The sequence below is a fragment of the Acinetobacter amyesii genome, from assembly GCF_023499985.1.
Classification (GTDB): Bacteria; Pseudomonadota; Gammaproteobacteria; order Pseudomonadales; family Moraxellaceae; genus Acinetobacter; species Acinetobacter amyesii.
Genome location: NZ_JAMCOU010000006.1, coordinates 129,796 through 154,689, shown reverse-complemented (window position 1 = coordinate 154,689; position 24,894 = coordinate 129,796). Strand labels below are relative to the sequence as shown.

Below are 24,894 nucleotides of genomic sequence, written 5' to 3'. Positions count from 1 at the left end.
TATTTTGCAAAATTCCTAATTGTCTTCGTTTGTGTTTTGAAAGTTCACGTTTTATAATTCCCTGTCGTTTATAAGATCAGACAGCTGCAGAGTTTATTATATTGTAATGTCTGACTATGCTAGCTTTCCTACGAATTAATTCCAACAAACTCCGGATGGAGTTTTTACTTACAGGATGCCCGCTGTGAAAAGCAACAGACCTGTCAATTTGTCCATGGGTCAAGTTTTAGACGTAAACTTAAAATCCCCTGTGGCTATTGCATCAATTTTACACCGTCTATCAGGTGTTATCGTATTTTTACTCGTACCGGTCCTTCTTTGGATTTTAGACAAATCTTTATCTTCACCTGAAGGTTTTGCGCAAGTTCAAGCTGTGTTTGATAGCTTTATTGTGCGTTTTGTCGTATGGGTATTTGTAGCCGGCTTAATTTATCACCTTATTGGTGGTATCAAGCATCTATTTGCAGATCTTGGCGTTGCTGAAGAACTTCAAAGTGGTCGTATCGCAGCTACTATTTCATTGATCTTGTCTGCAATCGGTATTGTTGCAGCATTTGTATGGATTGTTCTCTAATGAAAAGTGCTACAGGTTTAACAGGATCAGGTTCTCGCGATTGGTTTATCCAGCGTGTAAGTGCCGTTGTATTGGCTGTTTATACTATTGTTGTACTGGGCTGGATCCTTTGCAATAGCGGATTCACTTTTGAGCAATGGTATGGCTTTATGATGACAACACCAATGAAGATTTTATCTTTATTGTCTGTCTTATCTCTTGTTGCGCATGCTTGGATTGGTATGTGGCAAGTATTCACTGACTATGTGACTACTCGTCAAATGGGTCCTTCAGCAAACGGTCTGCGTTTAGTGCTGACTTCTGCAGTGATTGTTGCAGTATTTGCATACGCGATCTGGGCGATCCAGATTTTTTGGGCAAATTGATAGGAAAATATCATGGGCGCTATAACCCCTAAAGAAGATTACACAAATATTCCACACCTAACTTTCGATGCAGTCATCGTTGGTGGTGGTGGTTCAGGTATGCGTGCTTCTTACCAACTTGCTCAAGCTGGTTTGAAAGTTGCTGTACTGACTAAAGTATTCCCAACTCGTTCACACACTGTTGCAGCGCAGGGTGGTATTGGTGCATCTCTTGGTAACATGCAAGAAGATAACTGGCACTACCACTTCTACGATACAGTTAAAGGTTCTGACTGGTTAGGTGACCAAGACGCAATTGAGTTTATGACTCGTGAAGCGCCTCAAGTTGTATATGAGCTTGAACACCTAGGTATGCCATTCGACCGTAATGCTGACGGTACAATTTACCAACGTCCGTTTGGTGGTCATGCTGCGAACTATGGTGAAAAACCAGTTCCACGTGCATGTGCTGCTGCCGACCGTACAGGTCATGCTCTTCTTCATACGCTTTATCAAAGCAACGTGAAAATGGGTACTCAATTCTTCGTTGAATGGATCGCACTTGATTTGATCCGTAATGAAGAGGGTGATGTGCTTGGTGTGACAGCAATTGACCAAGAAACAGGTAAAATTGCAGTATTCCAAGGTAAAGCAACATTGTTCGCTACTGGTGGTGCTGGTCGTGTTTACCGTGCATCTACTAACGCTTATATCAATACTGGTGACGGTCTTGGTATGGCAGCTCGTGCAGGTATTCCATTACAAGATATGGAATTCTGGCAATTCCACCCAACAGGTGTTGCGGGCGCAGGCGTATTGTTGACAGAAGGTTGTCGTGGTGAAGGTGCGATCCTTCGTAACGATGCTGGTGAGCCTTTCATGGAGCGTTATGCTCCGACACTGAAAGACTTGGCACCTCGTGACTTTGTATCACGTTCTATGGACCAAGAAATTAAAGAAGGTCGTGGCTGTGGTCCTAAGAAAGACTACATCTTGCTTGATATGACGCATCTTGGTGCTGAAACAATCATGAAACGTCTTCCATCTGTATTTGAGATTGGTAAGAAATTCGCGAACGTTGACATCACTAAAGAGCCAATTCCTGTAGTACCTACAATCCATTACCAAATGGGTGGTATTCCTACAAATATTCATGGTCAAGTGGTTGTTCCTGTATCTCGTGAAACTGAAGCTTTGGTTGCGAACTACAATAAAGAAACTGGTGTGTACTCACACAATGCGGGTGACCGTGATTTCACTAAACCAGTGAAAGGTTTCTATGCAATTGGTGAATGTTCATGTGTATCTGTACACGGTGCTAACCGTCTAGGTACAAACTCATTGCTTGACTTGGTTGTATTTGGTAAAGCTGCTGGTGAACATATTGTTGACTATGTAACTAAACACCACGGTGATGAATATGCACCGCTTCCTACAACTGTTCTTGAAAAAACTTTGAATCGTGTTCGTCATCTTGATGAATCAACTTCTGGTGAAAATGCTCAAGAAGTTGCAGATGCAATCCGTGACATCGTTCAAGATCACGCTGGTGTATTCCGTACATCTGCACTTCTTGAAGAGGGTGTGAAACAGATTCTTGCGCTCGAACCACGTGTACGTAACATTCACTTGAAAGACAAATCTAAAGTATTTAACACAGCGCGTGTTGAGGCTCTAGAAGTTGAAAACCTGTATGAAGTTGCGAAAGCGACACTGATTTCTGCGGCTGCACGTAAAGAATGTCGTGGTGCGCATACAGTGGTAGATTTTGAATTACCACCTGATCATGCTGACTACCCATACGGTCGTCGTGATGATGAGTGGATGAAACACACTTTATGGTTCTCTGTAGATAACCGTCTTGAGTACAAACCAGTACGTTACAAGCCTTTATCTGTAGATGCTATTCCGCCTAAACCACGTACATTCTAATTGGGAGAAGTAAGATGAGTAGAGGTACTCGTACATTTAATATCTACCGCTACGATCCTGATAAGGATGCAGCTCCGTACATGCAAACTTTTAAACTAGAGTTGACTGATAAGCATCGTATGTTGCTTGATGCACTTCTAGCATTAAAAGTTCAAGACGAATCATTAACATTCCGTCGTTCATGTCGTGAAGGTATTTGTGGTTCTGATGGTGTAAACATTAATGGTAAAAATGGTTTGGCGTGTCTTTGGAACCTAAACGACTTACCAGAAGTGATCACAATTCGTCCACTTCCAGGTCTTCCAGTAATTAAAGATTTGGTTGTAGATATGAATCAGTTCTACGATCAGTACAATAAAATCCATCCGTTCCTAATCAACAATCAGCCTGCGCCTCCTAAAGAGCGTTTGCAGTCTCCTGAAGAGCGTGAACATTTAGATGGTTTGTACGAATGTATTCTTTGTGCATGTTGTTCAACTTCATGTCCATCATTCTGGTGGAACCCAGACAAGTTCTTGGGTCCTTCAGCATTGTTGAACGCATATCGCTTCATCATTGACTCTCGTGATACAGCAACTCAAGAGCGTTTGGCTCGTCTTGACGACCCATTCTCATTGTTTCGTTGTAAAGGTATCATGAACTGTGTATCTGTATGTCCTAAGGGTCTTAACCCAACTAAAGCAATCGGTCACATCCGTAATATGCTTTTAGATCTTGGTTAATAGATTTAGCAGTAAAAAGAAGCGCACCATTAGGTGCGCTTTTTTTGTCATATATAAAAGTGATGATGGTGAAAGTTATTCGCTGTCATTGCAGAGTGCTATAAATGGATTTCATAGAAACGTAGTGAATTAAAAGTATAAAGTGATAGATAAATGGTTATTTATTGATGAAACGCTCGTTCAAGTCTGTCAAAAGGATTAGAAGATGTTATTATGTAACGTAGTAAAAAGAGAGAGGATAGGAATGTCAGCTCTCTTTTGTTTTTGTATATGAGATGAGGTAAAAATCGTACGTAGACTTTTGTCTTAATTGAAAGATCATTTTATATGTAGCACCATATCATAGATGAAAATACGAACAGTGTATTTCGCTAATTTATGAGAGGTATGTGTCAAAAAAATCAATTGAAAATGCTCGAACGTGTTAGCATTTAGAGTATCACTATATGTAAAAAATGACTTTGAATTAGGTACATTTTTTCTACAATTTAAGCGCTGTAGAAGGTATATAAATGTTAATAAAGTCGTTTTAGAAAAGATAATTGCGAAAAAATTATTTTTTCTAAGATGATTTGCAAAAATTGCCCGATTTATGTCGGGTATTTCTCAATGAGTAATGATGCCGCTGAGGGCGTTATTGTTCATTAATCACATTGGGTAATCCTAATGTAGTGATAACGCCTCAAGGCTTAAGCCTAATGGGGACTAATGTCATATTACCAATTTGACATTACTAATCATGGGTTCGCTTAAAAAGCATCCTGAAATGTTTTGCAATAGGAAATGGGTCCACAAATGCAAGAAGTTGCTGACGCACTGCGTCTTGACACTGAACTTAGCGCTGACAGTGCAGCGTATATTGAAGAACTTTATGAGCAGTATCTAACGGCTCCAGACTCAGTAGAGGCTGATTGGCGTGAATACTTCGATAAATTCCCGAAAGGTGATCAACCACACAGCAATGTACGTGAGCAATTCCTATTATTAGGCCGTAATTCAAGCCGTGTTCAGCCTGTAGTGCAAAGTGCAGTAAGTTCTGAGCATGAACGCCGTCAAATCGGTGTATTACAGTTGATCGCTGCATACCGTAACCGTGGTCATCAAAACGCAAAATTAGATCCACTTGGTCTTGCAAAACGTGAAATCGTGCCTGATCTAGATCTTGCTGCGCACGGTCTAACGCAGTCTGACTTAGATACTGTATTTAATACAGGTAACCTTGCAATCGGTAAGTCTGAAGCAACACTTGGTGAAATGGTTCAAGCAATGGAAGCAACTTATACTGCTTCGATTGGTGTTGAATACATGCACATTGTTGATACAAAAGAAAAACGTTGGATTCAACAACGCCTTGAAGGTACTCGTGGTCAATTTGGCTACACTGCAGACCAGAAAAAACACATCCTTGAACGTCTAACTGCAGCTGAAGGCCTAGAAAAATATCTTGGTAACAAATTCGTTGGTGCGAAACGTTTCGGTGTTGAAGGTGGTGAATCTTTCATTCCTATGGTGAATGAACTTATTCAACGCGCAGGTTCAGTAGGCTGTAAAGAAGTGGTTATCGGTATGCCTCACCGTGGCCGTTTAAACCTTCTTGTAAACATCATGGGTAAAAACCCAGCTGATCTATTTGGTGAGTTTGAAGGTAAATCTCTGCATAAAAAAGGCTCTGGTGACGTTAAATACCACCAAGGTTTCTCTTCAAACGTCATGACTCCGGGTGGCGAAGTTCATTTGGCATTAGCGTTTAACCCATCACACTTAGAAATCGTTGGACCTGTAGTAGAAGGTTCTGTACGCGCACGTCAAGTACGTCGTAAAGATATCGGTGGTGATGATGTATTACCAATCATCGTTCACGGTGATGCTGCATTTGCAGGTCAAGGTGTAAACCAAGAAACCTTCCAAATGTCACAAACTCGCGGTTATACCGTGGGTGGTACAGTTCATATCGTTGTAAACAACCAAGTTGGTTTCACAACGTCTGATCCACGTGATGCGCGTTCTACAGAATACTGTACTGACATCGCGAAAATGATCCAAGCACCGATCTTCCATGTGAACGGTGATGATCCTGAATCTGTATTATTTGTTTCTCAATTGGCACACGATTTCCGTCATACATTCCGTAAAGACGTAGTCATCGATATGTTCTGCTACCGTCGTCGTGGTCATAACGAAGCCGACGAGCCAGCTGCAACTCAGCCAATGATGTATCAAATCATCAATAAAAAAGCGACTACACGTACGCTTTATGCTGACAAGCTTGTACAAGAAGGTGTTATTGATCGCGCTTCTGCTGATGCAATGGTTGAACAGTATCGTTCTGACCTTGAAGCAGGTAAACACGTTGCAAATGCGTTGGTACTTGAGCCAAATACAAAAATGTTTGTGGACTGGAAACCTTACCTAGGCCACGAATACACAGACAAATGGGATACCACTTTCCCAATCGAACGTCTAAAAGAGCTTGGTGCGAAAATGCGCGAGCTTCCAGAAGGCTTCGTGATGCAACGTCAGGTTGCTAAAGTGATTGATGACCGTCTGAAAATGCAGACTGGTGAAATGCCATTGAACTGGGGTGCTGCTGAAACATTAGCTTACGCGTCTCTTCTAGATGAAGGTTTCCTTGTTCGTTTAACAGGTGAAGACGTTGGTCGTGGTACATTCTCACACCGTCATGCAAAACTTCATAACCAAGTAGATGGTTCAACTTACATTCCATTATGTAACTTGAAAGAAAACCAACCACGTACAGCTATTTATGACTCATTATTGTCAGAAATGGCGGTTCTTGCATTCGAATACGGTTATGCAACGACTCTTCCGAAGAGCCTTGTCATTTGGGAAGCGCAATTTGGTGACTTCGCAAACTGTGCACAGGTTGTAATCGATCAGTTCATCGCGTCTGGCGAAACTAAGTGGGAACGTGTATGCGGTCTGACTATGCTTCTTCCACACGGCTTTGAAGGTCAAGGTCCTGAGCATTCATCAGCTCGTTTAGAGCGTTTCTTACAGCTATGTGCTGAAGAAAACATGCAAGTGATCACACCGACTACACCAGCGCAGATTTACCATGCGATGCGTCGTCAAGCACTTCGTCCAATCCGTAAACCAATGATCGTGACTTCACCGAAGTCTCTTCTTCGTCACAAACTTGCAACGTCTACTTTAGAAGAACTTGCAAATGGTTCATTCCAAACTGTGATCGATGAAATTGACAATATCAACAAGTCAGACGTAACTCGTCTAGTGCTTTGTGGTGGTAAGGTTTACTACGACTTACTTGAAAAACGTCGTGAAAAAGAATTGAACAACACAGCAATCGTTCGTATTGAACAATTGTATCCGTATCCAGAAGCACGTCTTGCTGAAGTTCTGGCACAATATCCAAACATTAAAGAATTGGTTTGGGCTCAAGAAGAACCGAAGAACCAAGGTGCATGGTTATTCATCGCTCCGCGTCTTTATGACGACGTGATGAAAGCGGGCAAACAAGTTCGTATTAGTTATGCAGGTCGTGAAGCTTCTGCTGCACCGGCTTGTGGTTCACCATATTTGCACGCAAAACAACAAGCTCAGCTCGTAAATGATGCTTTAGCTATCGTAGCTGAATAACAGGAGATTCTTAATAATGGCAACCGAAATTAAAGCACCGGTATTCCCAGAGTCAGTTGCTGACGGTACAGTTGCAACTTGGCACAAACAACCAGGTGAAGCAGTATCACGTGACGAAGTGATTTGTGATATTGAAACAGATAAAGTTGTTTTAGAAGTTGTAGCTCCTGCTGACGGTACGATTTCTGCAATCGTTAAAAACGAAGGCGATACAGTTCTTTCTGCTGAGGTGATTGCGACTTTTGAAGAAGGTGCTGCTTCTGGCGCTGCTCAAACTCAAGCTGTTCAATCAGAAGAGAAAGTAGAACAAGCTTCTGCGCAAACTCAAGCGGGCGCTGCTCCTGTTGTTGAACGTGCTCAACCTGTTGCTGATCAAGCTCCTGCAGTGCGTAAAGCATTGACTGAGTCTGGCATTGCTGCTGCTGACGTTGCTGGCACTGGCCGTGGCGGTCGCATCACTAAAGAAGATGTTGCAAACCATCAAGCTAAACCAGCTGCTCCTGCTGCTGCGCCATTAAGCGTTGCTGTTGGTGAACGTATCGAAAAACGTGTTCCTATGACTCGTCTTCGTAAGCGTGTTGCTGAACGTCTACTTGCTGCAACTCAAGAAACTGCAATGTTGACTACGTTCAACGAAGTAAACATGAAACCAATCATGGAAATGCGTGCGCAATACAAAGATGCTTTTGAAAAGCGTCATGGTGCACGTCTTGGCTTCATGTCATTCTTCGTTAAAGCGGCAACTGAAGCACTTAAACGCTACCCAGCTGTAAACGCTTCGATTGATGGCAATGACATCGTTTACCACGGTTTCTACGACATCGGTGTTGCTGTATCAAGCGACCGTGGTCTAGTAGTTCCAGTTCTTCGTGATACTGACCGCATGAACTATGCTGAAGTTGAAAATGGTATCCGTGCATACGCTGGTAAAGCGCGTGATGGTAAATTGGGTATTGAAGATATGACTGGCGGTACATTCACTATTACTAATGGTGGTACTTTCGGGTCTTTGCTTTCTACACCTATCTTAAATACGCCACAAACTGCGATTTTGGGTATGCATAAAATCCAAGAACGTCCTATGGCTGTAAATGGTCAAGTTGAAATCTTGCCAATGATGTACTTAGCGCTTTCTTATGACCACCGTCTAATCGATGGTAAAGAAGCAGTAGGCTTCCTTGTAACAATCAAAGAATTGTTAGAAGAACCAGCTAAGCTAATCCTTGATCTTTAATACTTCAGAATAATGCAATGGGCTTAGAGCGATCCTCTAAGCCCATTTTTGGAGATACACATGTCTCAATTTGATTTAGTTGTTATTGGTGGCGGTCCTGGTGGTTATGAAGCTGCTATCCGCGCTGCTCAATTAGGCTTTAAAGTAGCTTGTATTGAAAAACGTATTCATAAAGGTAAACCATCTTTAGGTGGTACTTGCTTAAACGTGGGTTGTATCCCATCTAAAGCATTACTTGATTCATCTCACCGCTATGAAGATACTGTTCATCACTTAGATGACCACGGTATTACGACTGGTGAGGTGAAATTTGATCTTGCAAAATTACTTGATCGTAAAGACAAAATTGTTAACCAATTGACGATGGGTATTGATGGCCTACTTAAAGGCAATGGTATCGAATGGTTAAAAGGTACAGGTAAATTACTTGCAGGTAAGAAAGTTGAGTTTGTATCTCACGAAGGTGAAACTCAAATTTTAGAACCTAAATATGTAATCCTTGCATCGGGTTCTGTGCCAGTCAATATTCCAGTTGCTCCTGTAGATCAAGACATTATTGTTGACTCTACTGGCGCGCTTGAGTTCCCAGAAGTGCCTAAACGTCTTGGCGTAATCGGCGCGGGTGTCATTGGTCTTGAACTTGGTTCAGTATGGCGTCGTCTAGGTGCTGAAGTTGTTGTATTTGAAGCAATGGATGCATTCTTACCAATGGCTGATAAAGCTTTGGCAAAAGATTACCAAAAAGTATTGACTAAACAAGGTCTTGATATCCGTGTTGGCGCTAAAGTTGCTGGTACAGAAGTCAATGGCCGTGAAGTTACTGTTAAGTACACTCAAGGCGGCGAAGACAAAACTCAAACTTTCGATAAATTGATCGTTTGTGTGGGCCGTAAAGCATATGCAGAAGGTTTATTGGCTGAAGATTCAGGCATTAAACTCACTGAGCGCGGTCTAGTTGAAGTAAACGATTGGTGTGCAACTTCAGTTGAAGGTGTATACGCAATTGGTGACTTGGTACGTGGTCCAATGCTTGCACATAAAGCAATGGAAGAAGGCGTAATGGCTGTTGAGCGTATCCACGGTCATGCAGCTCAAGTGAACTATGACACTATCATCTCTGTAATTTACACACACCCAGAAGCGGCGTGGGTTGGTTTAACAGAAGAGCAAGCGAAAGAAAAAGGCCACGAAGTGAAAACAGGTCAATTTGGTTTCGCTGCAAATGGTCGTGCAATGGCTGCTGGTGAAAACGCAGGCTTTGTTAAGTTTGTTGCTGATGCGAAGACAGATCGTCTACTCGGTATGCACGTGATTGGACCTGCTGCGTCTGACATCGTACACCAAGGCATGATCGCACTTGAGTTCGTATCAAGTGTTGAAGACCTACAGTTAATGACTTTCGGTCACCCGACATTCTCTGAAGTCGTTCACGAAGCTGCACTTGCAGTCGATGGGCGTGCAATTCACGCGATTCAGCGTAAACGTAAATAAGATGTAAAAAGAGCGGCTTAGGCCGCTCTTTTTTGTTTCAGATGGTTGTTTTAATTTGAATAATCATCTAAAAATAAAGATAAGAAATATTTTAAGATTTAAAAAGGTTAAAGCTGCTTTGACGGATGTCTGGGCTTTAATGGGTCATAACAAAGCGAAAAAAGAGTAAAAGGTTGTTCAATGAATCTACACGAATATCAAGCTAAAGCGTTATTAAAAAAATATGGTATGCCAGTCCAAGAAGGCGTATTTGTAACTACCGCAGAAGAAGCAGTCAAAGCTTTTGAGCAACTGGGTGGTAAGTTTGCGGTACTCAAAGCCCAAGTGCATGCAGGTGGTCGTGGTAAAGCAGGCGGCGTTAAAGTCGTAAAATCTGCACAAGAAGCCACTGATTATGTGAACCAAATGGTCGGCTCACGCTTAGTTACTTATCAAACAGATGCATTAGGTCAACCCGTCAGTGGTATTTTGGTATCTGAAGATGTTTATCCAGTAGAGCGTGAATTGTACCTAGGTGCTGTAGTTGACCGTTCTAGCCGTCGTGTGACCTTTATGGCATCGACTGAAGGCGGTGTTGAAATTGAGAAAGTTGCAGAAGAAACGCCTGAAAAAATTATTAAAGTTGAAGTAGATCCTCTAGTTGGATTGTTACCATTCCAAGCACGTGAAGTGGCGTTTGCTTTAAACCTAAAAGATGGTCAAGTGAATCAATTTGTCAAAATCATGTCTGCGGCTTATCAAGCATTCATTGAAAATGATTTTGCTTTATTTGAAATTAACCCGTTATCCGTACGTGAAAATGGCGAGATTTTATGTGTGGATGCAAAAATTGGTATCGACTCGAATGCCTTATACCGTCTACCTGAAATCGCAGCACTACGCGATAAAACGCAAGAAAATGAGCGTGAGCTGAAAGCCTCTGAGTTTGATCTGAACTATGTTGCTTTAGAAGGCAATATTGGCTGTATGGTCAATGGTGCTGGCCTAGCGATGGCAACCATGGACATTATTAAACTCTATGGTGGTCAACCTGCAAACTTCCTAGATGTAGGCGGTGGCGCGACCAAAGAACGCGTAATTGAAGCCTTTAAAATCATTTTGGCGGATAGTTCTGTGCAGGGTGTATTAATTAATATTTTTGGCGGAATTGTACGTTGTGACATGATTGCTGAAGCAATTATTGCAGCGGTTCAAGAAGTAAATGTGGCTGTACCTGTGGTTGTTCGTTTAGAAGGGAACAATGCAGAGTTGGGTGCAAAATTACTTGATGAATCAGGTTTGAAATTGATTTCTGCAAATGGCTTGGCTGATGCTGCAGAAAAAATTGTTGCTGCGGTAAAAGGCTAAGGGAGTAGAGATCATGAGCGTATTAGTTAATAAAGACACCAAAGTATTGGTACAAGGTTTTACCGGTAAAAACGGCACATTCCATTCTGAACAGTCAATTGCTTACGGCACAAAAGTGGTCGGTGGGGTGACTCCGGGTAAAGGCGGCACACAACATTTGAATCTACCCGTATTTAATACCATGAAAGAAGCGGTGCGTGAAACGGGTGCAACGGCAACCTCGATTTATGTACCTGCACCATTTGTCCTAGATTCAATTATTGAATCTATTGATTCAGGTGTTGAGCTGATCGTTGTGATTACGGAAGGTGTGCCGACACTTGATATGCTAAAAGCGAAACGTTACCTAGAAACCTATGGTAACAATGCACGTCTAATTGGTCCGAACTGTCCAGGGATTATTACTCCGGGTGAATGTAAGATCGGTATTATGCCGGGGCATATTCATCAGCCGGGTAAAATCGGCATTATCTCGCGTTCAGGGACTCTGACCTATGAAGCTGTAGCGCAAACGACGAAGCTGGGTCTAGGTCAGTCGACGTGTATCGGTATTGGGGGAGATCCAATTCCGGGCATGAACCAAATTGATTGCTTAAAGCTGTTCCAAGACGACCCGCAAACTGAAGCGATCATCATGATTGGTGAGATTGGTGGTACAGCAGAAGAAGAAGCGGCTGAATATATCCAGTCGAATGTAACTAAGCCTGTTGTCGGTTATATCGCGGGTGTGACTGCACCAAAAGGTAAACGTATGGGACATGCAGGCGCAATCATTTCGGGTGGTAAAGGCACAGCAGAAGAGAAATTCGCTGCCTTTGAAAAAGCCGGTATGGCCTATACCCGTAGTCCTGCTGAATTAGGCTCGACTATGTACGAAGTTTTAAAGTCTAAAGGTCTTGCTTAAGTACGGTAAGTTTCTGTTAATAAAAACCCCTCAAATGAGGGGTTTTTTTATTTTTATTTAATAATAGTGGTTGAATAGTAAAGAAAATTTATAAAATCAGCATATTCTCATTCATTATTGACACTTTAGTATGAATAATTAACCAAATTTAATCGGTCAAAATATGATATAATGTGAAATACATCACATTAATTTAATTTGATGAATAATTACTCTTCTAACGTGAATAATCATGATTTATAAATCTTATTTATCTCGTCTATGTTTCTTGTCGATTTTTTCGAGCCTTCCTACGGTTGTATTTGCAGTTGATAATATTGATCAGCAAAGAGAACAAAGTGTTGCGGATATCCGTGTCGGTAAATTGGATCAGGGATTTAACCAATTACAAGTTTTATTAGCGCAACATCCTGAAAATCAGAAGCTCATTGCAGATTACACGCTCCTGCGTTATGCAAATGCAACCTTTAGCTCTAGAGATGTGACTTACTTGGCGCAGATTAATCCAGATACGTTTCCAGATTATGGCAAAGTCAGTGTCATCAAAGCTTTACGTGATCTTAAACAATATGATCAAGCCTTACAGTGGGCACAAAAATTTTATCAGCAGGATCAATCGGAACAGTGGTTGATTTGGCAGGGTGTGTTGCTGGCAGAATCAGGTCAAAAAGATCAAGCAAAACAAAAACTGGCAAATCTCAACTTACAGTCGCTTGGTGCAGATTATCTTTCGCAATTGGTCTATGCCTATCGATTATTGGATATGCCTGCTGAATCTCTCAATGCAGCGAAATATGCGCTAGAAAAACAGCCAAATACTGATACCCAAGAACAGTATATATTGGCTCTATTGCAAAATAGCGATTTTGCCACTGCACAAAGCTACATTCAGGCCAATGGACTCAATAGTTCTAAGCCAGTGTTGCAACATTTGCTCAAGATGAATGAGTTCTCGCAGCGTATTCAACAAGGCATTCAAGCTTCAAAAAATGCGTTTGGTATGAAGCGTGGAGCAACGGCATTTGAACCACTAGATCGTGTTCTGGCTGAAATGAGAGCTTATGAAGACAAACTTCCTACAGATGAAGCCAGTAAACGTAAATTTTACTATGAATATATCTATGCCTTAAATGCACGTAATGCTTCAAAGCAGGCACTGGCACAAGTAAATAAAACAGGTCAAACAGCTAAAGAAATGCCTGCTTATGTACGACATGCTTTGGCAGACAGTTATTTAAAATTACGTCAACCTGAAAAAGCTGAGCCTTTATATCAGAGTTTATTTGCTGAAAAAAATTATGCGGACTATAACGTCTATGCTGGTTTGTACTATAGCTTGATCGAACAAGAAAAATTTAAACAAGCCGATCAGTTAATCGACACCATGGACAAACAGTTGCCGACCTTTGTTTATAGTAATGCGAAAGGGGTGGATAAGGCGCCACACGATGATCGTACTGAATTTATTGCGTTGAAGGGATTGAACTATGCTTATCGCAACGAGCATGAAAAAGCGGAACGTTACTTTAATGACTTAACCGCAAAGGCTCCAGGCAATATCGGGTATCAAAATAATTTGGCATTAATTCAACGTTGGCGTGAAAAACCAGAGCAATCCCAGCACACTTTGGCACAGCAGAATAGCTTGGAGCCCATTTCACAGGGAACGCAAATTAACCGCATGCAGAATTTCCAAGCTTTAAGTCAAATTCAAGCTTGGCGTGAACTCAATCAATATATGGTCAGCCATGTCAGTGATGATACGGGCGTAAAACAAAGTAAAAAAGAATTGGATGATCGGAATCGTGCGTCAATTCAACATCAAAGTACCTTTGCGAAAAGTGAGTCTGATGATCCTCGTGTACAAAATCGCCTGAAAGGTTCACGTGAACAGGAAAACTGGACGCGTATCAATAGCCCATGGTTTTACGATAATTATCGACTCTTTGCAGACCATAGCAATCGTTGGTCGAAGTATGAGTCTGGCAAATTAAAAGACCAGCGGATTGGCATGGGTTTAGAGTGGGCTTCGGATCGTAAAGCTGCATCTGCATTATTCTCTCAAAGCACCGATGGCGACCGTTTTGGTGTGCAATTGGATTGGTCACATTGGTTAAATGATCATTGGAACTATGCACTGGGTTATGACAGCCAAGCGGATATTCCATTGCAATCTTTGGCACAGGATCATGAAGGGCAGGCTTATCGTTTTGCATTGAACTGGCAGCAAAATGAATCACGCAAGGCAGGCGCAAGTTTTCAATTGACCGATATTGATGATGGAAATCTACGCCAAGAACTCTCTGGATACTTTAAACAACAATTCCAACAATCCCCGCATCATATTTCTGCGGCAACACTGCGTGGTTATTACGGAAAAAATGATTCGGTTGATGTGCCTTATTTTAACCCTGAACATAGCTATAGCGCTGAAGTGACATTGGAACATGATTGGATGACATGGCGTGATTATGAACGTCATTTTAACCAGCACTTTGCAGCAACTATCGGTACATTCGGACAAAAAGGCTACTCAAGTCGTCCAATTTATAATGTGTATTATCAACATGATTGGCAGCTCTCGCGCACGTGGAAATTGAACTACGGCATAGGTTGGGGTTCACATCCGTATGACGGAAAAGATGAAGATCGTAGCTATGCAGTTGTTGGATTTGAGGGGCGCTTCTAATGAAAAATACATTAATACACCGCATGTTGAAGCAAAGCTTAGTTCTAGCTGTGACTTTGCCCATCAGTACGACATATCTTTTTGCTGACAATAATGTGCCAAAAACTGCAAATTTGGCGATGCCTGAACTTGAAGAAAGTACCGCACATAACCAATTTGTAACGCTGACCTTTCATGATGTTCGAGATGATGTTGCCAAACGTGGTGACCGAGATGTCTATGCGATTAGTACGCAAAATCTTGGGCAATATTTTGCGTGGATTAAACGAGAAGGTTGGCAGCCCATTCGTTTAGAAGATGTCATGCAGGCTCGCTTACAAAAGAAAAAGTTACCTGAAAAGGCGCTGTTATTAACCTTTGATGATGGTGCGCTAAGTAGTTATAGCAAAGTCTTTCCATTGTTAAAGCAATATCAATTTCCTGCAGTTTTTGCTATTCCAACCAGTTGGATTAATGGTAATACCAAAGATGCTTATGAAGCTTATGGCGTGGGTAATTTGATGAATTGGGATCAAATGCGGGAAATGCAAAAGTCGGGATATGCCGAATTTGTATCGCATTCGGATGATCTGCATCATGGTATTTTGGCAAACCCACAAAAAAATATGGAACCTGCTGCGATTACGCGTCAGTATTTTCCAGCTCAAAACCGCTATGAAACTGATGCAGAGTTCGAGCAGCGTATTGTGCAAGATTTGAAGAAATCTAAACAAGAACTTGATCGTCAACTGGGTATTCATAGTATGGCGATCTTCTGGCCATACGGCGCAGTTACACCAGAAATTGAGGGATATGCACGTAAAGCGGGACTGCCCATGTCGTTTAGCTTAGGTAATGTGGTCAGTCAGGCAGATTCGGTGCATACCTATCAGCGTGCCTTGATTATGGATAACCCAACGCCAGAGTTTATCCACCAAAATATGGAAGACTTTATTGTTGAAGCTCGTGCGCCTTATAAACAACGTAAAACATTCCTGAATTTTAATTTGGCTGAATTACAAGCACCAACGGCTGAGCAATCAGATCAGAAATTAGGGAGATTATTAGACCAGGTCAATGCGTTAAAAACCAATACATTGCTTTTAAATGCCGCAGTTGATCATGATGGTGACGGTAAAATTGATGCCTTATTTTTCCCAAATTCAAAACTGCCGATGCAACAAGATTTACTGAATCGCACTGTGTGGCAAGCCCGTACACGAATTGGTAATCGAGTCTATGCACAGCTTCCAATCAGTTTGGAGCTACAGCAGGGGATTAATCTAGCAGACCTAACGGCAGATCTATTGAAAAACAATAGTTCGTTAGAAGGTTTAATTATTAACACCGGTAACAGCTTGGAATGTGCAATTCATTCAGCTCAGTGGTCAACAGCATGTACTGAGCAAGTGCAAAAAATTATTGCAATTAAAGAGCGTAGTAAGGCGCAAGCGCATTTTTATTCCAATATTAGTAATGATAACCAAACTGCACTTAAAGTGAATTTAACTGGACATCAATTTTCTGGATTAAAACCTTTGGTGACTCGTGCCTTAACAGCATCGGACTTTCTGTATTTAAGTATTAACCCAGGTCAGCATCCGCAAAGTTTTAAAGCCTTTATGTCCGCATTGAAGACTTTGAATACAGAGCAAAAGCAACGCTTGATTGTCAGTTTAGATATCAATCCAAATATGAGCGAGAAAGATTGGACACAGTATCAGCAAAACTATCAGGCTTTACGCGCAGCATCGGTTCAAAAAATCGGACTGAATAATTATCAGCTTCAGGATGGCGAACGCGTTCAACATCACCTATATCAAAGCATCAGCTTGAATGGCAGTCCACTGACTTACCGTGATCCGTATATACAAGGAGGTCAGTAATGCAAGAATGGGAACTGAGTTTTAACGATCTGTTTTTTGCCTTTGCTTTCCTATATCCCTTGTTTATGGCGTGGATTTGGATTGCTGGAGGCGTGTGGTTCTACTTAAAGCGTGAATGGAAACAACCTGAACTTCCCGTGCCAACCGAACATGGTTGTAGCATCATTGTTCCTTGCTTTAACGAAGAAGCACAGGTACGAGACACGATTCGATATGCGATGCAGAGCCAATATCCAAATTTTGAAGTGATAGCGGTGAATGATGGAAGCAAAGATCGAACCGCTGAAATTTTAGACCAATTGGCACTCGAATATCCTAAATTGCGTGTGGTGCATTTGGCTGAGAATCAGGGTAAAGCGTATGCATTACGTGCAGGCGCGATGGTCAGCCAATTTGAATACTTGATTTGTATTGATGGTGACGCATTGCTGCATCCGCATTCGGCACTTTGGATGATGCATCATCTGACCAGTTTCCCACGCGTGGGCGCTGTAACAGGTAATCCACGTATTGTGAACCGTTCAAGCATTTTGGGTAAAATTCAGGTCGGTGAATTTTCTTCGATTATTGGCTTAATCAAGCGATCGCAAAGAACCTATGGTCGTATTTTTACAGTGTCGGGTGCAATTGCAGGTTTCAGAAAAACGGCACTCGACCGCATCGGTTATTGGCGTGATGACATGATCACAGAAGATATTGATGTGTCATGGCGTTTGCAGTTCGATCATTGGGATTTGCACTATGTCCCGCAAGCCCTTTGCTATATCTATATGCCTGAAACCTTCAACGGACTATGGAAACAACGTTTACGTTGGGCTCAAGGCGGCATCGAAGTGTTATTTGCCTATTTACCTAAAATATTTAAATGGCGTTTACGTCGGATGTGGCCGATTGCATTCGAATCTATCATTAGCGTGATCTGGGCATATGTCATGTTCAGTATTTTTGTCTTGTATTTTTATGGTCTATTTTTCTCATTACCGGGTGAGTGGGCGATTCAATCACTTTTACCTCAATGGTATGGAGTGATTTTAGGCGTGACCTGTTTATTCCAGTTCCTCGTGAGTTTATGGATCGATCGCGCTTACGACAAAAAACGCTTACTGCGAAATTATTTTTGGGTGATTTGGTATCCCTTATTTTTCTGGATCTTAGCCATGCTGACAACGGTCGTTGCTTTGCCAAAGACTATTTTTAAAACCCAAAAGCGTGCGCGTTGGGTCAGTCCAGACCGTGGATTTAGAGGGGAGGAAAACAATGAACCAAGTTAATTTACAAAATCAGAAGCCGGTTGCAGATTCAGATTTTAAAATTATTCAAGATGAATCATTGCTTGAATTACCTGAATATATTGATAAACCTGAATACGTCAAACGCAAGTCAGCAGGCTATGGTCTGATGGCAGTCGGGTGGATGCTTTGGATGTGGTTGTTTTTACCGCTATTAACCCTTGTGTTTTGGTGGTTTGAAGGCACGGTGGTGTATTCACAGGTTATGGATCAGTCCCAACCGATGACCAGTCTAACGATCATGAAATTGATTTTCTCAATCGGAATCTTTATTTGCTGTCTATTTGTTTGGGCAAGTTATAACTGGCTGCGTTTTCACGGTGAAGACCGACGAAAGGCGCCTGAGAATGCTCAAGATGAAGATTTGGCGAAAAGCTTTCACGTAAAATCCAGTGATATAGCGACAATGCGAAAATCGAAAAATATCACCTTACACTATACGGATGAAGGTCAATTAGAACACTATAAAATCAACAGCTAATCAGGCGTTCTTCATTAGATCTAAGGTTTTAGATCTGATGATGTAGGCATTGGTATCAGTCCGTAGCTAGGGCAGGTGCAAATGCCTTTTTTATTTGCTGTGCATCTGGATGATTTTGCACGAAATCATCTGGATAATACCCAATATGTTGCACACCATGTTGTTCTAGTAAACGGATGGTGTCTGTGAGCTCCTGATTAGAAATGGGTTTTTGATGATTCCAATCGGTCACTTGAAGTTCAAAAATAGTACGGCTTAAATTAGGGTCATATTTTTTTGCACGTTCGATCAAGTTTAAATAAAACTGACGATGATCATCTGCTTTTTCCATATAGGGCATGGCCATGATGGCGTTGTAATCATAATGTTGATATGTACTGGCATTAGACTGGCTAAACCATTTTTCACTGTTCGGGTTCAGCACAGCTTCAGCATACATATTTCGAGCAAAATGTAAGTCGGGTTGCTGCTGTTTTAAAATCTGACTGATGCCTTCAGCAAATTGGTCTAGATAAGCCGTTTTGTAGCGTGAAAATTCAAGCTGCTGCGCATGCTTTGGCTGTCCAATCAATTGTCGATCGAAGCCCCACGTTTTGTATGTCTGAAGTGCTGCGGCACTATTATCCTCAAAATCATTGAGAGTGATATCATCATGATAAAGAATGCCATCTACTTTATTCTGCTGAATAAAATCTAAAAAAATTTCTGCTGTGTATTGTTGGTTTCTTGGGTCAAAGGGCGATATTCGAATATAACCTTTCTTTTCACTTTGGCTTTTTACATATTGCAGCGGGTATTGTTTTGGGAACTCCCACGCAATTAAAGGCAGCCATGCATATACAGTTTTTACTTGAGTCTGATGTCGTATTTCGTGCAAAACACGTTGAAATAAATCTGAGCGCATTGGGATATAGCGATTTTTAAAATACACCGCATCAGCCGAACCATTGGCATCAGGGTCTGCAAAAGCTTGTAGAAAAATCGTATTGGCTTCAATGTGACGGATACGTTCGATCAAAGCGCGGATATTTTGTTCTTGTTGAGCCTGATTGGCATCATATACATAATCTAAGTCGATATGCATGATGCGCATACGTTCAGGAGTACTTGGCTTTTGTGTATTGTTGGTCGAAGTTTGATGTATAGAATTGGCTGATGCATATTGCTTGACCCAATCTTGTATAGGGTGGTGGGTAATACGTACCGTTTCAGCAATGCTACAGCCTGAAAAGACCAAACCGAAGCAGGTCATTAGACCTATTAATTTTTTAAAGGGGCGTAGGGAAGTAACGGCAATTAAGGAAGAAGTCATATTTATACTTGCACTGAGCGTATTATCATTCGTAAATGTTTTCATCGCATATTTTGCTGCACGTTTTAGCAAGTACAGCTAAGCAGAATATGATGAATTTGAAGATTGTAGCAAGATTGCAGGGAAAGGGTTATTCTTAAAGGTGTGATTTGGTTTGCACTTTGTTGTGATCCAGTATTTAGTCATTTTACAGTCATGATTTGGTACTGAACTTATTTTTTTAGCTTTATGAGTCTTCCTTGTCGATGATCTCAATAAAAAAACCGCAGGACTAAGCTGCGGTTTTTCTTAGCGTGTATAACGAGTTAACCGGCTTTTTTATTTAAGCTCTGAGTTAAACCGTTAATATCGCCACCTTGGATACCAAGCTCACTCATCAAGCTATCAATCAGTGGGGCCTGGCTGCGGTAGCGTAGGGCGCTATTCACCACTTGGTCTGACAAGGCAACATTACCACTACCTTCGTGGTGAGCATCACCTTGGCAAGAACCTGCATGACCACCATTTAGACCATTTACTTGCAAAATCTTAATGTCATCAATGTTTTCCATTGGTTTAACACTTTCGCGAATGATTTCTGGTAAGTATTTTAGCATCGCTAAACGAATTTGCATTTCAACCTGTTCAGATGACAATACGTTGTTTGCTTCGTTCACTGCACGTGTACCTTCAGCATCAACTTGGTATTGTTTTTCCATCGCTTGAGCCAACAGAACTTTTGCGTCAGCTTCACCTTTGGCTTTTAAGCGAACTTTTTCAGCTTCGGCTTCAGCTGCAATACGAATCGCTTCTGCATCATCTGCGGCTGCTTGTTTACCCGCTTCAGCCGCGACAGTAATGGCAATCGCATCTTTCTCCGCTTTTTCTTTCGCAGAGACCAATTCAACAGCTTTTTGACGTTCAGCTTGTTGGATTTGACGAACGGTAATCACTTCTTCTTCGGCTTTTACCGCTTGAGCACGGGCTTGATCGGCATGTGCCTTAGCTTCAGATTCAGCACGAGATTTTTCAGCAATGGCAATTGCACGGTCTTGCTCAGCGAGTTCAATGGTTTTCATTTGTTCCACTTGGGCTTGCTGAATAATTTGTGACTTTTGAATATTTTGATTTTCAACGTCACGTGCAGCAGTAATACGCTTTAAGTCAACTTCACGTTCAGCAGCAATACGCGCTTCTTCGGCTTCACGTTTTTTAGCAGCTTCTTGTGATGCAATTTCTGCAAGCTGTTCTGCACGACGGATTGAAATTTCACGTTCTTGTTGCAGTTTTGCATATTCTTCTTCACGCAAAATTTGTAGACGTGCTTGTTCTGCTTCTAAGTTCTTGGTCTTAATTGCAAGATCTGCATCTTGTTCAATCGCATTACGTTTACGACGACGGTCTTCAATGGTTTCTGTCAGTTTAGTTAAACCTTCAGCATCGAACGCATTTTGTGGGTTAAAGTATTTAAAGCCTGTTTGGTCTAAGCCAGTTAATGAAACAGTTTCAAGTTCCAAACCGTTTTTATGTAAATCTTCAGAAACCACTTGCTGAACTTTTTGTACGAAGTCGACGCGTTTTTCATGCAACTCTTCCATCGCCATTTCTGCGGCAACTGCACGTAGAGAGTCAACGAATTTTCCTTCGACCAAATTCTTTAACTCATTTGGCGACATGGTCTTTTGACCTAACGTTTGTGCTGCGGTAGCAATCGAATCTGCGGTTGGTTTCACACGGACATAGAACTCCGCCATCACATCGACACGCATACGGTCACGTGTAATCAGCGCTTGGTCATCTGCACGGCGTACTTCAAGACGTAGGGTGTTCATATTGACTGGAATAATTTCATGCAGCACAGGAAGCACAATAGCACCGCCACCTAAAATCACTTTTTCACCGCCGAAGCCTGTACGCACAAATGAAATTTCTTTACTTGAGCGACGATAAAGTCGAGCAATAATAAAACCAATAAAAATAAGTGCGGCAAAAATTATCCCGACTGAAACAAGGATACCGCTTGGAATAATGTCTAACATGGACGTTTATCTCTTTTGTTGTAGTTCAAGTTAACCCTCTAAAGTGCTAACAATTTTGGTTTAAAAATCAGTATTTTGTTGACTCATCATGACTTCGAGATTTACAGAAGGAATGATGCGTTAAATGTATTTATATGGTGTTAGAAGAACTGATCGAGCATCAATTCATTCAAAATTTAGAGCATGGTGGCTTGAAAGCCTACATTTGTTTTTTGGGTTAAAACCACTGATTGACCTTGACTGAAAATTTCATCTTGTTCAGGTTCAACCAAAATATAATGGGTCAATCCATGTTGATCTTTGACTTTGGCTTGAGCAGGAGACTGTGGTCGTGCATCACCCAAAATGATCGTGGCCGTTCTACCGATCAATTCATCACTATAAATGGCGGTTGTTTCATCTTGCGGTAAAATACGGGCAATGAGCATTGCGCTAAAACGTACGAAGGGCATGCACAGAAAAACACAGGCTGGTGCAATAATCCATGCACTAAACATCATACTGGTCATTTGGTTAACGATGGCTTGAATAGCAAAGCCCAATAAACTATAGACACATAAGAAAATGATGAGCCATACAAACAGCGGAATACGACCTAAATACAACCAATCAAGCACACGTGTCACGATACCTGCATCGGCATCTACACCTAGCTCTGCATTATGACCAACATCCTCAGGTAGGAATTGATCTAAGAAGCCTTGAGAACCACCCCCTAAAATTGTTAACACAATCTCAAAAAGTCCAAACAAGAACATTAAGCAGAGACTGATGCTAAACACGATATTAGACGGGTGAGTAAACAATTCCCACATTATATTTATCTCTATATTTATGCTTATAAAAAATCAAAAAAAATAATTCTGGCTGAATTTTTTTCAGTAAATAAAATAACATTATCTGTCGAAATTGTGTAAAAAAATTACAGATCGGATTAACAAAAAGTCGGCTTTTATGTGAGCTATTACTAAGTTTTTCTTTAAAAATAGTTGATCAATTAAGTTAGGATGATCTAAATCTAAAGTTAATAGTATTTCTGCTTTACCCATTTAAGATTTAAGTCATTGTGATCAATCAAATTTTCAGTCTAATTGCAGATATATAAGTGGTCGTGCTCAAGGGAGAGAAATGGCCTGTTAAACGGCACAGAAAACAATGTTAGGAAATGTAATTTTATAAGCGTCACAGCAGTGCTGAGGGCTTTGCCGTGACTTTCGATGTCATATGAAGATTTGAACTGGCGTTCAATAGAGCGCTTTTTAGTAAGCTTTAACCCTTTTTATAACAATGAGGTTTGAATGCGTACTTTCATATCTAAAGCCGCTTGAACAATAAAGGTTTTCATCCACTTCACTTGTTCGCCCATCGGATTGGTTTTAATCGCAGTGTCTAAAAAGCCCATGCTTTCAAGTTGAAACAATTGCTTTTCGATCTCTTCTTCTAACTGGGTGCTATTGGCTGCGAGCGGGAAATGGATTAAGTGAAATGCTTTGGGAAAATTATAAAAAGCATAGAGCAGATTAAATGCGCGTTGATCGGCCTTTAAATTGCCAGCACCAATTTCGTAGCCGCGATCTTGGTTACTGTGAGTCACCCCAATCAAAAATTCGAGTTTATTGTCCAAAAGTCGTAGGCCGAACTGAAGGCCAATTTGGTCAGCACTCAGCTCATGCTGAATAAAGTTATTCAGTGGGCTGCCGTCATCATTCAAGGCTTCTTGGAGCACGAGCATGTGTGAAGAATGCTGATAAATATAGCCAGCAAGACCTGCGGCTTCAATCAGCGACTTTAAGGTTTCAAGCGTATAGTGACTATATGGCATATCAATAACTATTGGAGAGTGATATAGCTACTTTAGGTAATTTGAGCGAGTTTGAATACCGATTGTTTAGAGGATTTAGCGATTAGTTAATTGATAAAAAATTGCGTAAAATTACGGATCTCGGACTAGAATAATAATGAAATTGATAAGTCTATCGTATTAAATTAATTAAAATTGATAAGCAGTATCAGACAATTTGTATATGACGAATAAGAATATCAATATCACAAAACAAGCAATCGTTATGAAAGCTTAATCACTATAATGTATATATATCTTTAAAAGTGTAATAAGTACACATATTCTAAGCTGGTGTTGTCCATGTCATTAAATGAGGAAAGACTTACTCATCTTAAACAGCTTGAAGCTGAGAGTATTCATATCATCCGTGAAGTTGCTGCTGAGTTCGAAAACCCAGTCATGCTGTATTCAATCGGTAAAGATTCAGCGGTCATGCTGCATCTTGCTTTAAAAGCATTCTATCCTGCCAAACTTCCATTCCCACTACTGCATGTAGACACGGGTTGGAAATTTAAAGACATGATTACTTTCCGTGACAACATGGCAAAAGAGCATGGCTTTGATTTGATCGTGCATCAAAACAAAGAAGGTAAAGACGCAGGCGTGAATCCGTTCGATTACGGTAGCTCAAAATATACTGATATCATGAAAACTCAAGGCTTAAAACAAGCACTTGATAAATATCAGTTTGATGCGGCTTTTGGCGGTGCGCGCCGTGACGAAGAGAAATCTCGTGCTAAAGAACGTGTTTACTCGTTCCGGGATACCAAACACCGTTGGGACCCTAAAAACCAACGTCCTGAACTTTGGAATCTTTACAATGGTAAAGTAAACAAAGGCGAAAGTATTCGTGTATTCCCATTGTCTAACTGGACTGAGTTGGATATTTGGCAATACATCTACCTCGAAAATATTAAATTGGTTCCTTTGTACTTGGCTGCTGAACGTCCAGTGGTTGAGCGTAACGGTACACTGATCATGGTTGATGATGAGCGTATGCGTTTGAACGAAGGTGAAGTGCCACAAATGAAATCGGTGCGTTTCCGTACTTTAGGTTGTTACCCACTTACAGGTGCGGTTGAATCAACTGCAACAACTTTACCGGAAATTATCCAAGAGATGCTTTTAGCCACCACATCTGAACGTCAAGGCCGTATGATCGACCATGATGAAGCAGGTTCGATGGAAAAGAAAAAGCAGGAAGGTTACTTCTAAGAATCTTAAGAAATCT

18 protein-coding genes are annotated in these 24,894 nt (G+C 41.2%); 14 read left to right on the top strand and 4 right to left on the bottom strand.

All coding sequences use genetic code 11. The features are described 5' to 3' along the window. Nucleotides 1-175: 175 nt before the first annotated feature. The 13 genes from sdhC to pgaD all read left to right on the top strand — a co-directional run bounded on the left by sdhC (nucleotide 176) and on the right by pgaD (nucleotide 18,490). Complete coding sequence (gene sdhC / locus M5F03_RS00765) at nucleotides 176-574, top strand: succinate dehydrogenase, cytochrome b556 subunit (RefSeq protein ID WP_078192993.1); 399 nt, start codon at nucleotides 176-178, stop codon at nucleotides 572-574. Continuing rightward, nucleotides 574-939, top strand: coding sequence for a succinate dehydrogenase, hydrophobic membrane anchor protein (gene sdhD, locus M5F03_RS00760; protein ID WP_078189907.1), 366 nt, complete (start codon nucleotides 574-576; stop codon nucleotides 937-939). The genes sdhC and sdhD overlap by 1 nt, the downstream gene beginning before the upstream one ends. 12 nt (nucleotides 940-951) lie before the next feature. Next, nucleotides 952-2,850, top strand: coding sequence for a succinate dehydrogenase flavoprotein subunit (gene sdhA / locus M5F03_RS00755; protein ID WP_078192991.1), 1,899 nt, complete (start codon nucleotides 952-954; stop codon nucleotides 2,848-2,850). A 14-nt stretch (nucleotides 2,851-2,864) separates the two neighbouring features. Continuing rightward, complete coding sequence (locus tag M5F03_RS00750) at nucleotides 2,865-3,572, top strand: succinate dehydrogenase iron-sulfur subunit (protein WP_078189905.1); 708 nt, start codon at nucleotides 2,865-2,867, stop codon at nucleotides 3,570-3,572. 795 nt (nucleotides 3,573-4,367) lie between these two features. Then, nucleotides 4,368-7,190, top strand: a complete 2,823-nt coding sequence (locus tag M5F03_RS00745; protein ID WP_180092566.1) for a 2-oxoglutarate dehydrogenase E1 component — start codon at nucleotides 4,368-4,370, stop codon at nucleotides 7,188-7,190. A gap of 16 nt (nucleotides 7,191-7,206) precedes the next feature. Then, nucleotides 7,207-8,424 (top strand): 2-oxoglutarate dehydrogenase complex dihydrolipoyllysine-residue succinyltransferase, encoded by a 1,218-nt coding sequence (gene odhB, locus M5F03_RS00740; RefSeq protein ID WP_249705914.1) that lies wholly within the window; start codon nucleotides 7,207-7,209, stop codon nucleotides 8,422-8,424. A 60-nt stretch (nucleotides 8,425-8,484) separates the two neighbouring features. Then, a complete protein-coding gene (gene lpdA, locus M5F03_RS00735; protein WP_078192989.1) occupies nucleotides 8,485-9,915 on the top strand; it encodes a dihydrolipoyl dehydrogenase in 1,431 nt (476 codons plus the stop codon). 180 nt (nucleotides 9,916-10,095) lie between these two features. After that, the gene (sucC, locus tag M5F03_RS00730; protein ID WP_180126619.1) at nucleotides 10,096-11,262 is read left to right on the top strand and encodes an ADP-forming succinate--CoA ligase subunit beta; all 1,167 of its coding nucleotides are present in this window, start codon (nucleotides 10,096-10,098) and stop codon (nucleotides 11,260-11,262) included. Between the two features lie 13 nt (nucleotides 11,263-11,275). Continuing rightward, entirely contained in the window at nucleotides 11,276-12,166 is an 891-nt protein-coding gene (gene sucD, locus M5F03_RS00725; RefSeq protein ID WP_180121689.1) for a succinate--CoA ligase subunit alpha, read from the top strand. A 232-nt stretch (nucleotides 12,167-12,398) separates the two neighbouring features. After that, a complete protein-coding gene (gene pgaA, locus M5F03_RS00720; RefSeq protein ID WP_249705912.1) occupies nucleotides 12,399-14,855 on the top strand; it encodes a poly-beta-1,6 N-acetyl-D-glucosamine export porin PgaA in 2,457 nt (818 codons plus the stop codon). After that, entirely contained in the window at nucleotides 14,855-16,720 is a 1,866-nt protein-coding gene (pgaB, locus tag M5F03_RS00715; protein ID WP_249705910.1) for a poly-beta-1,6-N-acetyl-D-glucosamine N-deacetylase PgaB, read from the top strand. Before pgaA ends, pgaB (M5F03_RS00715) begins: the two co-directional genes overlap by 1 nt. After that, on the top strand, nucleotides 16,720-17,991 hold the full coding sequence (gene pgaC, locus M5F03_RS00710) for a poly-beta-1,6-N-acetyl-D-glucosamine synthase (RefSeq protein WP_249705908.1): 1,272 nt from the start codon (nucleotides 16,720-16,722) through the stop codon (nucleotides 17,989-17,991). Before pgaB (M5F03_RS00715) ends, pgaC begins: the two co-directional genes overlap by 1 nt. After that, complete coding sequence (pgaD, locus tag M5F03_RS00705) at nucleotides 17,978-18,490, top strand: poly-beta-1,6-N-acetyl-D-glucosamine biosynthesis protein PgaD (RefSeq protein ID WP_249705906.1); 513 nt, start codon at nucleotides 17,978-17,980, stop codon at nucleotides 18,488-18,490. Before pgaC ends, pgaD begins: the two co-directional genes overlap by 14 nt. Before the next feature lie 55 nt (nucleotides 18,491-18,545). Here the strand turns inward: pgaD and pgaB (M5F03_RS00700) are convergent, their stop codons facing one another. From pgaB (M5F03_RS00700) to M5F03_RS00685, 4 genes are all read right to left on the bottom strand, one after another. After that, entirely contained in the window at nucleotides 18,546-19,802 is a 1,257-nt protein-coding gene (pgaB, locus tag M5F03_RS00700) for a poly-beta-1,6-N-acetyl-D-glucosamine N-deacetylase PgaB (protein WP_249705903.1), read from the bottom strand. Between the two features lie 305 nt (nucleotides 19,803-20,107). After that, complete coding sequence (locus M5F03_RS00695) at nucleotides 20,108-21,820, bottom strand: flotillin family protein (RefSeq protein ID WP_249705900.1); 1,713 nt, start codon at nucleotides 21,818-21,820, stop codon at nucleotides 20,108-20,110. A 176-nt stretch (nucleotides 21,821-21,996) separates the two neighbouring features. Then, the gene (locus M5F03_RS00690) at nucleotides 21,997-22,635 is read right to left on the bottom strand and encodes a YqiJ family protein (protein WP_180024121.1); all 639 of its coding nucleotides are present in this window, start codon (nucleotides 22,633-22,635) and stop codon (nucleotides 21,997-21,999) included. Nucleotides 22,636-23,099: 464 nt separating this feature from the next. Beyond that, on the bottom strand, nucleotides 23,100-23,642 hold the full coding sequence (locus M5F03_RS00685) for a hypothetical protein (RefSeq protein WP_111884395.1): 543 nt from the start codon (nucleotides 23,640-23,642) through the stop codon (nucleotides 23,100-23,102). Nucleotides 23,643-23,963: 321 nt separating this feature from the next. Between M5F03_RS00685 and cysD the strand changes: the two genes are divergently transcribed. Next, a complete protein-coding gene (gene cysD / locus M5F03_RS00680; RefSeq protein ID WP_078189893.1) occupies nucleotides 23,964-24,878 on the top strand; it encodes a sulfate adenylyltransferase subunit CysD in 915 nt (304 codons plus the stop codon). Nucleotides 24,879-24,894: the final 16 nt, after the last annotated feature.